The sequence below is a fragment of the Alicyclobacillus acidocaldarius subsp. acidocaldarius Tc-4-1 genome, from assembly GCF_000219875.1.
Lineage (GTDB): Bacteria > Bacillota > Bacilli > Alicyclobacillales > Alicyclobacillaceae > Alicyclobacillus > Alicyclobacillus acidocaldarius_A.
Genome location: NC_017167.1, coordinates 846163 through 858310, shown reverse-complemented (window position 1 = coordinate 858310; position 12148 = coordinate 846163). Strand labels below are relative to the sequence as shown.

Here is a 12148-nt window from a genome sequence, read left to right as displayed (position 1 = left end):
CCAGCAAACGCCGCATGGTATGATACTTGTGAAGCCTTGAAATCGCGTTGAAACCGCCATCAACGCCGCGAAGGAGTGACCTCATGGAAGCGCCGAAGGCAAAAGCGATTCCGAAAGTGCTCGAAATTCACGGAGACCGCCGAATGGACCCGTATTATTGGCTTCGTGAACGCGACAATCCCGATGTGATCCAGTATCTCGAAGACGAGAATACATACTACCGGTGGTTCATGGAGCGCATCCAGCCGCTCACCGACGAGCTGTACGACGACATGGTGGCCCGCATTCCCGACGCGGAAGAGCGCGTTCCCGTCCAGGGAGACCAATACTTCTACTACACGCGCATGGAAAAGTCCTTGCAATATCCCATTCACGCTCGCAAGCGGGCGGCCTCGCGCGAGGCCCTGGCCGCTGCCGAGGAGGAGATTGTCCTCAATTTGAACGACCTCGCCGGCGACGGTTACCTGAGTGTGACCGTGCTCGCCACGAGCCCGGACGAGAAGCGGCTCGCGTACCTGGAAAACCGGGACGGGACGGATCGGTACACGCTTCTCGTGAAGGATCTCACCACGGGTGAAATGTTGCCGGATCGCATCGAGGGCGTATTCATCGACGGCAGCGTCGCCTGGAGCGCGGATGGCCAGTACCTGTTCTACATCACGGTCGACGAGGCGCAGCGACCGTACCGCCTGTACCGGCATCGGCTTGGCGATCCGGTCGAGCACGACGCGCTCTTGTACCAGGAGGACAACGAGACCTGCATCCTCACGCTCGCGAAGTCGCAGAGCGGCAGGTATTTGTTCCTCACCTCCTCCACGAAGACCTCGACGGAGGTCCGTTACCTGCCGGCGGACGATCCGCTCAGCGAGTGGACCGTGTTTCGCCCGCGCCAGGCCGATGTGGAATACGAGCTCGAGCACTGGGACGACGCGTTTCTCGTCCTGACGAATCTCCATCGCCCGAACTTCAGCCTGTTTCGCCACCCCATCGCGCCGTGCGATGACGAGCGCCTGGAGGAGCTGTTCCCGTACGACGAGGCCCGGTATCTCACCGGCGTTCACCCGTTCCGTGAGGCCGTCGTGATCGAAGGCCGGGAAGGCGGCCTGACGCAGATCTGGACGTTTGCCAACGGGCGCCTCACGCGGCTCGAGTGGGACGAGCCGCTTTACACCGTCTCCGTATCGGCGAATCGCCGCTACGACACGCGCGAGGTGCTGATTCAATACGAGTCGTTTCTGACGCCGCGCACCACCTACGCGCTCGATCCCGTGAGCGTCACCAGGAAGGAACTTCACCGCCAGCCGGTCAACGGCCCGTACCATCCGTCCGACTACGTACAGGAGCGCCTCTGGGCGAAGGCGAACGACGGGACCGACGTCCCCGTCTCGCTCGTGTACCGGAAGGATGCGCGCGCAGACGGACCCGCGCCGTGCATTCTCTACGGATACGGCTCCTACGGACACAACCTGGATCCCGTCTTCATGCCGACGCTGCTCCTCCCCTTGCTCGATCGCGGCGTGATTTACGCCATCGCGCACGTCCGGGGCGGATCCGAGATGGGCCGGCACTGGTACGAAGACGGCAAAATGCTGCGGAAGAAGAACACGTTCACCGACTTCATCGCCTGTGCAGATGCGCTCATCCGCGAGGGCTACACGTCGCCCGAAAAACTGGCGGCCGACGGGCGGTCCGCGGGCGGCCTCCTCATGGGCGCCGTGGCCAACATGGGCGGGGATCGGTTTGCCGCCATCTCCGCCGGCGTCCCGTTTGTCGACGTCGTCACCACCATGCTCGATCCCACCATCCCGCTGACGACGCTCGAATGGGACGAGTGGGGCGATCCGCGGGACGAGACGTACTACTTTTACATGAAGTCGTACAGCCCGTACGACAATGTCGAGCCGAAGCGCTACCCGCATCTGATTGTCACCACAGGGCTCAACGATCCGCGCGTCGCGTACTGGGAACCTGCCAAGTGGGTCGCGAAGCTGCGCGCCACCAAGACAGGCCAGGAGGCGCTCGTGCTCAAAACCCACATGGGCGCCGGGCACTTCGGATCCTCTGGCAGGCTCGAGCATTTGCGGGAGTCGGCCGAGATCCACGCGTTTTTGCTCTACCACATCGGCGTGTCGCCAAAGCGTTCAACCGCTTCCTGATGCACTCATGCCTACCGAAGGAGGTACACGAGATGACCACGTTTCGCGCCTACATGGTGGAACAGGACGGCCACGCACACCGCGCCGGCGTCCGCGAGCTCACCCTGGACCAACTGCCCGAAGGCGAGGTGCTCATCCGCGTCCGCTACTCGAGCGTCAACTACAAGGACGGGATCTGTTCCCAGCCCGCCAGCCGACTCGTGACGCGCTACCCCATGGTGCTCGGAATCGATCTCGCCGGGGAAGTCGTCGAATCGCGGGATGCCCGGTTCCGACCGGGCGATCCCGTCATCTGCACCAGTTACGATCTCGGCACGGGCCACTTCGGGGGCTTCAGCGAATACGCTCGCGTGCCTGCCGACTGGGTGGTCCCGCTTCCCGACGGGCTGTCGCTGCGCGACGCCATGGTGCTCGGCACCGCCGGGTTCACCGCCGCACTGTCCCTGTACCGCATGGAGCAAAACGGCGTGTCTCCCGCCATGGGCACCATGCTCGTGACGGGCGCCACCGGCGGCGTCGGCGCGACCGGCATCGCCATTGCCAAACGGGCCGGGTACCGCGTGGTGGCGTCGACCCGCAAGGATGAAGCCGCCGACTGGCTGAAAACTCTCGGCGCGGACGACGTGGTGCGCCCCGACGCGCTGTTGCTGCAGGAAGGCGAATCGTACCTGAATGTGCAGGCTCGCTACGCCGGTGTGATCGACCCGGTGTCGGGCAAGTACGTGCCACACCTGCTCCAGCGCCTCGAGTACGGCGGCGTCATCGCCATCAGCGGTTACACGGGCGGGCCGGACTTCACCGCCAGCGTGTTCCCGTTCCTCCGCCGCCAGGCGGCCATCATCGGCATCGACTCCGTGTGGCTCGACATGGAGACGCGCCGCGAGATCTGGCGGCGGCTCGCCGGGCCGTGGAAGCCGAGCGACGAGGCGCTCAGCCACATCGGCCACGACATCACACTCGACGATCTCGACAGCGCCCTGAAGGAGATCCTCGCGGGCCGGATGAAGGGCCGCGCCGTCGTCAACCTGTGACACCCAGCGCCTTCGTCTGTAACTCGTACATCTGGCGATAGCGGCCGCCGAGCGCCATCAGCTCGTCGTGCGTCCCACGCTCGACGATCTCGCCCTGGTCGAGCACCAGAATGAGATCCGCATCGCGAATCGTCGACAGCCTGTGCGCAATGATGAACGTGGTGCGCCCCCGCTTCAGGACCTGGAGCGCATCTTGGATGAGGCGCTCGGTTTCGCTGTCGACATTCGCGGTGGCCTCGTCGAGCACCAGGATGGCCGGATCGAAGGCGAGTGCGCGTGCGAACGAGATGAGCTGGCGCTCGCCGGCGGAAAGGGTGCTGCCGCCTTCGAGCACGGGCTCGTCGATGCCGCCCGGCAGGTTCCTCAGCAGCCGATCCGCCCCGACGTCCCGAAGCGCCTTTTCGATGCGCTCGCGGCTTACACGAGGGTCCCCGAGGCCGACGTTCCACGCGATGGTCCCCGTGAACAGGTACGGATCCTGAAGCACGATGGCCATGTGCTGCCGCAGCTGTTGCGGAGGAATCTCGCGGATATCCTGCCCGTCGATCCGGATGGCGCCGCGATCCGGATCGTAGAAGCGCAACAGGAGATTCATGATGGAGCTCTTGCCGGAGCCGGTGTGGCCGACGAGCGCGACGGTCTGCCCGGGCTTCGCGGTAAACGTGATATCGCGCAGCACCGGATGAACGCCGTCATACGAGAACCAGACGTGATCGAACTCGACCTCGCCGCGAAAGCGCGGGATGGCGCCGTATTCGGGCTCCACGCCAGGTTCGTCGAGGAGCTCAAAGACGCGCGCGGCGGATGCCCGCGCCTGCTCGAGCGTCGCGAGCTGGTTGACAATCTGGGTGAGCGGCTGAAACAGGCGGTTCAGGTAATCGACAAACGCGTACAGCACGCCGAGCGACACGATGGACTCGAGATGGAGGGATCGCCACCCGAACCACGCGATGATAGCCGCGAAGAACAAGTTGCGCAGGACGGCCGCGAGGTTGAACCCCGTAGCAGAGTTGACGCGCAGAAGCCTCGTCTGGCCCTCGTAGTAGGCCTGGTTCATCTCGTTGAACTCGGCGGCCGTCCGCGTCTCCCGGTTGAACGCGCGGATAATCGGCATGCCTTGGATGGTCTCGTTCAGCATGGCGTTGATCTCGGAGATGAGTGCGCGCACGCGCAGGTTGACCTGCACCGTGTACCGGCGGTACAGCCAGATCCAGAGAAACAGGATAGGCAAAAGCGCGCAGGCCAGGAGGGCGAGATCGACATTCAGGATGAAAAGCGCGACATAGATGCCGAGCATCGTCACGGCGCTCGAGAGCACGTTCGCCAGCACGTTCACGTAGAAGTCGCGAATCGACTCCGTGTCGTTCGTAATGCGGGACACGATTTTCCTGCAGGCGTGTTGTCAAAGTACGAAACGGGCAGGCAGTGGATGCGATGAAACACATCGCGCCGCATGCGCTGCAGGATGCGGTTGGCAGACACCTCCAACAGATACTGCTGGCCGTATAAAAAGACGGCGGAGGCGACGAGCAGTGCGAAGTACAATAGGGCGAGCCGGATGACGTTCGGCACTTCCGGCCGGTAGAACGCGAACATCTGCGCCCGGCTGATGGGGTGCGCAGATACGGTGCGCCAGTGACCCCCGACTTCCTCGCGAATTTCGCCGGAGCGAGGCCCCGCCGCAATGGCCTGCACCGTCCCCGGCAGGAAGTATGCGGTCGTTCCGAGCGTCATGAGCGTGTGCGGCTGTTGTCTCGGCGCTCCGTGTGGCAACTTGTCGCCACGCACGTACAGTTGTCCATCCACGCGCACCGCGCCGGGCACGCCCGCAGGCGCTCGATACCAGACCTGCTGCACGCCCTCGATGTCCCGGTTAATGATGGTTTTGGCGACAAACGGACCCGCGAGTTGCGCGGCCACCGCAAGCACAAGCAAGACGAGCGCCGCGGCAATGGCGCCGCGCGCGTGCGCCGCATACTGCACGAGGCGCCGTCCGACGCGGACCGATGCGGAACGATTCATCGCACATCCCCCCTGTCCGCCCCGGCGAGCGACGGTTGCGCGCCGGGCGCATCCTCTTCAGGTGTTTCCGCGTCTTCGGCGAGATCGCCCGAGGCTTCGCCAAACGCCTGTTGATGCAGGTACTGCTTGGCGTACCAACCCCCGAGCCGCATGAGGTCCTGAAACGTGCCCGCTTCGGCAATGCGTCCCTCGTCGAGCACCACAATCCAGTCCGCGTGCTGAACGGCCGACATGCGGTGGCTGACGATGAGCGTAGTGCGCCCCTGCCTCACGCGGCGGATGGAGCGCAGGATGTGCGCCTCCGTGCGCGCGTCCACGGCCGACATCGCGTCGTCGAGAATTAGCAGATCCGGATCCAGAATGAGCGCGCGGGCGAGCGCGATGCGCTGCTTCTGCCCGCCGGACAGCGAAATGCCCCGTTCGCCGACGAGCGTGTCGAGCCCGTCCGGGAGCCGCGGGATGTCCTCCGCAAATCCGGCGAGATGGAGCGCGCGAAGGACCTCTTCGTCCGTCGCGTCGTGCTTGGCGAAGCGGACGTTGTCCCGCACGCTGCGCGAGAACAGCATCGGATTCTGCGGGACATAGCCCACCAAACGATGGAGCGCGTCGATCCGGACATCCTGAATGAGCAGGCCGTTCACCAACAGGCGGCCGCGATGCCCCACGGGATACTCACGCAGGAGTTGCTTCACGAGCGTCGACTTGCCGCTGCCCGTCCTGCCCACGATACCGAGAGTCTGGCCGCGGCGAATGACGAGATCGATGTCCACCAGGTTGTCACGCTCGGACGACGGGTAGCGGAACGAGTAGCCCTCGAAGCGGATCTCGTCGATGCGCGCCACCTCCACCGCTCCGTCCGCGTCCACCACGTCGGGCTCGTAGGCGAGCGTCTCGTTCACGCGGTCCAGAGACGCATTGCCGCGCTGCATGATGTTGATGAGCTGCCCAAAGGCCAGCATGGGCCAGATCAGCATGCCTAGGTAGACGTTGAACGAAGTGAGCTGCCCCACGGTGAGCTGGCTCTGGAAGACGAGGTACGTGCCGTAGCCCAGGCCAATGAGGTACGTCACGCCGACGAGGAGGCTGATGGTCGGGTCGAACAGGGCGTCGATCTTCGCGACGGCAATGTTCTTCCGATACACGTCCGCCATCGTCTCGGCGAAGCGGCGCTCCTCGTTCTGCTCCTGCGCGTACGCGCGCACTACGCGAATGCCCGCGACCGTCTCCAGGACGCGATCATTCATGTCCCCGAAGGCGTCCTGCGCCCGCTCGAACCGGTCGTGCAGCATCTGGCCGAATTTCGTCATGGCGAGCGCGATGAACGGCATGGGCACGAGCGCGAACAAGGTAAGCTTCCATCCGTCGAGCACAGCCATGGTGACGAGGATGGTCGCCGAATACGTCGTCGAATCGATGAGCGTCAGGATGCCGAATCCCGCCGTCTGCATGACCGCATTCAGGTCATTCGTCGATCGCGCCATGAGGTCGCCCGTGCGATTCTGCTCGAAGAAGGGCGGGGTCATCTTGAGAAAGTGCTCCATGAGCCGACGGCGCAGCGACAATTCCAGCGTCCGAGCGCCGGAATACAGCTGATACTGCCACGTCACGCCGCACACGTACGACACCACAATGGTGAGGAGCAGAGCGCCGACGAGCTCGGCAAGCGCCCTGAGCGTCATCCCGTGCTGGCTCATGAGGTCGATAGCTCGCCCGATGAGATAGGGCGGAATGACATCGACGACATTGAGGAACAGCAGGAGTCCGACGGCGATCCCGTATCGCTTGCGTTCCTCCCAGAAAAAATGGCGAAGCTTCCACAACACTTGAAACACAAACAGGCCCCCTAGACGCAAAAAGGCATGCCCACGCGGCATGCCCAGTCCGAGTGTGGAATGAGTTGGCGCGAGCCGCCTGTGCAGCTCGCGCCAGCGCCCTACATGGCGCTCGCGCGAGGAGGTCGAGCCGCAAATGAAAGCGCGAATGGGTTGACGGGTCGCTTCGTCATCCGAACCACGGGCTTCGACCTCCCCTCTTCCGTGCAGACTGTCAGAATTGAACATATCACTTCTGGTGAAGCGCGTCAACGCCGAAGAACCTCGGAGGCAGAACAACGGCCGCATGGACGAATATTGCAAGTATAGTACACTTACGAACAACGAGAAGAGCGCCGGAGTTCGCGGCACCGATGCTCAGGCACCGACGCCTGGGCAGGATCCCTGCGCGCTGCTATTCGCTTGAATAGCTTTGAGCAGTGACCGCCCCCTGGGGCCGTGAACTATGGGGCCGGTCACTTGCGCGTCAAGACAAGAACCAAGGCGACAACCCGCGACAAACACGCCATCACGAACCATCAAGTTGATCAATCTACACGAAATCTTGCCCCCTGTGTAGAAATCCTCACGGATCCTCGCAACGAGTCACAACCGATTAGGCATTGGGACAAGCGATGTGAAAGAATAGACCTGAACCTTGACGAAGGAGGCCTTGCGCATGAAAGGTACCGTGATCCACGCTCCGTGGGATGTCCGCTACGAAGATCGAGAAGACCCGCGGATTGAGGAACCTACCGACGCCATCATTCGCATCGTCGCCACCTGCGTATGTGGTTCTGATCTCTGGACGTATCGCGGGCTGAACCCTATCGAGAAACCCATCCCCATGGGACATGAATACGTCGGCATCGTCGAAGAGGTCGGCCCGGACGTCCGCCACGTGAAGCCAGGACAATTTGTGATTGGGGCGTTTTTCGCGACCGACGGCACGTGCCCCATCTGCCAAGCGGGGTACCCGTCCTCGTGCGTCAATCGGCGCAGCATCCCCGGCGCCCAGGCGCCTTACGTGCGCATCCCCTGGGCAGACGGCACCCTCGTGCCCACCCCGGGCATGCCGGATCGCGCCCTCATTCCCAGCCTTCTCACGCTCTCGGACGTGATGGGCACAGGCTGGTTTGCCGCAGACGCTGCGGAAGTACGTCCAGGCAAGACCGCCGTGGTTGTGGGCGACGGCGCCGTGGGACTCTGCGCCGTGATCGCGGCCAAGCAGATGGGCGCCTCGCGGATTATCGTGATGAGCCGGCACGAGAAGAGACAGGCCCTGGCGAAGGAGTTTGGCGCCACGGACATTGTAGAGGAGCGAGGCGACGAAGGGGTCAAGCGCATTCTGGACATGACGGACGGCCTCGGCGCGGAGTCGGTGCTCGAGTGCGTCGGCACGCAGGAAGCCATGATGCAGGCCATCCAGTGCACGCGCCCGGGCGGACATATGAGCTTCGTCGGCGTGCCACACGGCGTGTCCTTGGACGGACGGCTGCTGTTTTACAAACAGATTCACCTGCATGGAGGTCCGGCGCCGGTCCGCCGATACCTGCCGGATCTCATCCAGTTGGTCTGGCAAGGGAAGATTCAGCCCGGGAAAGTGTTCGATCTCGAACTGCCGCTTGAACAGGTGGCGGAAGGTTATCGAGCCATGCACGAGCGCCGCGCCATCAAAGCCTTATTGTGGCCGGACGCGTGAGTCTTGTCGCGAGACGTCAAGGGAGGAGTTCTCATGAAAATTGTCCGCAACCGAGAGCGCAAACCGTCCGCTGGGTCCTCCGCGACCTTCACAGGGCGCGTCTCCATCACGCCCGTCTGGAACGCGGAGGAGCCATCCCGCGTGGGCGCGGCGGTCGTCCGATTTGAACCCGGTGCACGAACGGCGTGGCACACGCATCCGCTTGGCCAACTGTTGATCATCCTAGAAGGCGTAGGCTGGGTCCAACGAGAAGGCGAATCGGTCCAGGAGGTTTACCCTGGGGACATCGTTTGGTTCGAGTCTGGCGAAAGGCACTGGCACGGCGCTTCACCAGAGCACGCCATGGCGCACGTGGCGATTCAGGAAGCTCTCGACGGCTCGCCGGTCGATTGGATGGAGCACGTCACGGAGGCCGAATACCGGCGCGGTTGAGAAACGGTTCAAAAACCGAGTGCGGAGAAGGCAAATGGGGTCAGAAGTCTCCATCCCCGCGCGCCCTCCGCAGCTCGGGCACGAACCAACCGACGCAAAAGATGGCGGCGAGCGTGGAAAGTCCGCCGACGGCAATGGCCGCACCGGGCGGGAGCAGACTCCCCACAAGCCCTGCGCGGAGATTGCCGAGCTGCGGACCGCCCGTCCCCACGAGACACCCGGCAGCCATGGCCCAGGCGGCACAGGCGACCAGAATCGCTTTGCCTTCGGACCGAATGTGGCGCACAGGGCCCGACAGGGCCAGGATGACCAGGCCGCCGATGCCGGTGGCGCCCATCATCAGGCCGAGCGTCTCCGGCCGGCCGCCAAAGCGCTCGCTCACAAGCGCCGGCAGGAGCGCGGTGGGCACGCCGAGCACGGTGACGCTGAGATCAGCCAACATGGCGCCGAGAAGGGCGCGCCATCGCCCAAGAAGCACCCCCTCCATCACGCCGTCCAACATGCCCCCCTGCTTGGCATTGGCCTCTGGCAACATGGGCGGCAAACGATAGATGGCGTAGAGCGCCGCGAGAAAGGTCGCCGCGTCGCAGGCGTAACACCATCCGAGTCCGGCGAAACTGGCAATCACGCCCGCAAGCGAAGGCCGAGCGACCTCCCCAAAGCGAATGGCCAAAGTGTTCAGCGTCTGCCCCGCTCGCACCTGCTCCTTGGGCAGAAGGCGCGGCACAAACGTCCGGCGCGCCGGGGCGTTGATAACTCCAAGCACCGACTGCGCGCACAACAGCGCGTAGATGAGCCAGAACGCGGACCACGCCATGAGCGCCTGCACAGCGAGGACTGCGGACACGAGCATCTGCCCGGTTGTGGCGAGAAGAGCGAGCTTGCGGCGATTGGCGCGATCGCCCACGCTTCCGCCGAGGAGCACGAACAGCGCACCTGGCAGCACGCTGGCGAGGCCGGTCAGCCCGACATCGAGGGTGCTGTGCGTGGCTCGATACACCTGCAGCATGACCGCGAAGGGCGTCATGGTGCCCCCGAGCGAGGAGATGCCGCTGCCAATCCAGAGCCGCAAAACGCGGGCGACGTGCGAAGCGGCGTGATATCCAACATCGCCGAGCGGAACACGGCTTTAGGCGTCATGGGCATGGATTCATATCACCCTTTCGCGGCCTCGCTCATCGCTTGGCAATTCGCCGGACGATGGCGGTGACGCCGCTCGTTTCGCACGAGGGAGATGGTGTAGAGCGCAAGCGCCATCCAGATGCACGCAAATCCTACTGCGTCGGCCCGCGTGAAGGCTTCGTGATCGACCGCGAGGCCAATGACGAGTTGCAGGGTTGGGGAGATGTACTGCACCATGCCGAGGGTCGCGAGGCTCAACCGCTTGGCGGCCATGGCGAACAGAAGCAGCGGCACGGCCGTGAAAAGGCCGCTGAGGACAAGCAACGCCATCTGCCAGCTTGTGAGTTGAGTGATGGTCACGCGATGTGTGGCGAACGTGGCGGCGAGATACGCGGCAGCGAGCGGCAGGGCCAGCGTGGTTTCCCACGTGAGGCTTTGCACGGCGTCTGCGTCCACGCGCTTTTTCACCACGCCGTACAGGCCGAACGATCCGGCGAGCGCGAGCGCCAGCCAGGGCACCTGTCCGTAGGCGCCCATCATAATGCCCACACCCGCCATGGCGATGGTGAGCGCCCCCCACTGCCAGCCGTCGAGCCGCTCGCGAAAGAGGAGCAGGCCCAAGAGCACGTTCACAATGGGGTTGATGTAATAACCGAGGCTCGACTCCACCACATGGCCGGTGTTCACCGCGACGATGAACGTCAGCCAGTTCACCGTGATCATGAGCGAACCGAGCGCCATGAGCCGCGCCCGGCGTCCGTCGCGCATCACGCCCGCCACGTTTCGCACGCGGCGCGCGAGCGCCACCCAAATCCAGATGGTCAACGCCGAAAACACCATCCGATACGACAGGAGCTCATACGGAGACATCCGCTCGAACACGTTCCAATACGCAGGGAGGAGCCCCCAGCCCGCGTAGGCCAAAAACGCGTACCACAGCCCTTTGCGATCCGTCACCGCGCGCCACTCCGTTTCTCTCTCGTTCAACGCCCTTCATCATAGCGCAGGATGACGGCGCGCGCACCCCCTTTTGCGCGCAGGCGTGCCCGCGGGCGAGTTTGCGGATGACCTCGAGCAGCCGTGCGCCGAACCTTCCGCGTCATCAGCGGCCGCGAAACGTGGGCGTCCGCCGTTCCATGAACGCGCGCATCCCTTCGTGCGCATCCTCCGTCGCAAACAGCAAATAAAAGAGATTTCTCTCCGCCTCGAGGCCGTCCGCGAGCGCCGTGTCCATCGCCTGATACACCGCTTCCTTGATGCAGCGAAGCGCCACGGGCGCCATCTCGGCCAAGCGCTTGCCAAGTTCCACCGCCGCAGCCACGCACGCCTCGTCCGGGACGACGCGGTTCACGAGCCCGAGCGCCATGGCCTCCTGTGCGGTGATGGGCTCGCCCAGCCACAGAAGCTCAAGGGCCCGTGCCTTGCCCAGCCTGCGGGCCAGCCACTGTGTGCCGCCCGCGCCCGGCATGAGCCCGAGCTTCACCTCGGGCTGACCGAACTTCGCGCTCTCGCCAGCGATGACGAGATCGCACGCCAGGGCGAGCTCGCAACCGCCGCCCAGCGCAAAGCCTCGCACGGCCGCAATCACGGGCTTGTGAACGCCGCGAATCCGATCCCAGGCGCGGAACTGATCGCGCAGCTTCATGTCGACCGCGGTCTTGTCCGCCATTTCCGCGATGTCCGCGCCCGCCGCAAACGCCTTGTCGCCGCCCGTCACGACGATGGCGCGCACCTGCGTCTCGGTGTCCGCAGCCTCGAGAGCCGCAACCAGTTCGTCCACAAGCGCAAGATTGAGCGCGTTCAGCCGCTCGTCGCGCGCGATGTGGATGACGCGGACGGGGCCGTCATCGTGGATGGAAAGGTACGCCACGC

The 12148-nt window shown here is 64.1% G+C and carries 8 protein-coding genes and 1 pseudogene; 4 read left to right on the top strand and 5 right to left on the bottom strand.

Annotated elements, in window-relative coordinates; genetic code table 11:
• Positions 1–83 precede the first annotated feature (83 nt).
• Together TC41_RS03840 and TC41_RS03835 are read left to right on the top strand one after the other, a co-directional pair.
• Positions 84–2156 carry a S9 family peptidase gene (locus TC41_RS03840; RefSeq protein WP_014463693.1) on the top strand — a complete coding sequence of 691 codons (2073 nt, stop codon included), beginning with the start codon at positions 84–86 and terminating at the stop codon, positions 2154–2156.
• Between the two features lie 32 nt (positions 2157–2188).
• Positions 2189–3187, top strand: a complete 999-nt coding sequence (locus TC41_RS03835) for an acrylyl-CoA reductase family protein (protein WP_014463692.1) — start codon at positions 2189–2191, stop codon at positions 3185–3187.
• Here the strand turns inward: TC41_RS03835 and TC41_RS03830 are convergent.
• A pseudogene (locus tag TC41_RS03830) lies at positions 3177–5209 on the bottom strand (ABC transporter ATP-binding protein). The gene TC41_RS03835 and the pseudogene TC41_RS03830 overlap by 11 nt on opposite strands.
• On the bottom strand, positions 5206–7041 hold the full coding sequence (locus tag TC41_RS03825; RefSeq protein WP_041694999.1) for an ABC transporter ATP-binding protein: 1836 nt from the start codon (positions 7039–7041) through the stop codon (positions 5206–5208). Before TC41_RS03825 ends, TC41_RS03830 begins: the two are co-directional and overlap by 4 nt.
• A gap of 658 nt (positions 7042–7699) precedes the next feature.
• On the opposite strand from TC41_RS03825, the gene TC41_RS03820 reads away from it, so the two are divergent.
• On the top strand, positions 7700–8722 hold the full coding sequence (locus tag TC41_RS03820; protein WP_041694998.1) for a zinc-dependent alcohol dehydrogenase family protein: 1023 nt from the start codon (positions 7700–7702) through the stop codon (positions 8720–8722).
• A 33-nt stretch (positions 8723–8755) separates the two neighbouring features.
• Positions 8756–9154: a (R)-mandelonitrile lyase gene (locus tag TC41_RS03815; protein ID WP_014463687.1), complete on the top strand. Its 399-nt coding sequence runs from the start codon at positions 8756–8758 to the stop codon at positions 9152–9154.
• Between the two features lie 40 nt (positions 9155–9194).
• On the opposite strand, the gene TC41_RS03810 is transcribed toward TC41_RS03815, so the two are convergent.
• The 3 genes from TC41_RS03810 to TC41_RS03800 form a co-directional block, all read right to left on the bottom strand.
• On the bottom strand, positions 9195–10226 hold the full coding sequence (locus TC41_RS03810) for an MFS transporter (protein ID WP_014463686.1): 1032 nt from the start codon (positions 10224–10226) through the stop codon (positions 9195–9197).
• An 83-nt stretch (positions 10227–10309) separates the two neighbouring features.
• On the bottom strand, positions 10310–11263 hold the full coding sequence (gene rarD / locus TC41_RS03805) for an EamA family transporter RarD (protein WP_014463685.1): 954 nt from the start codon (positions 11261–11263) through the stop codon (positions 10310–10312).
• A 115-nt stretch (positions 11264–11378) separates the two neighbouring features.
• Positions 11379–12146 (bottom strand): enoyl-CoA hydratase-related protein, encoded by a 768-nt coding sequence (locus TC41_RS03800; RefSeq protein WP_014463684.1) that lies wholly within the window; start codon positions 12144–12146, stop codon positions 11379–11381.
• Positions 12147–12148 lie beyond the last annotated feature (2 nt).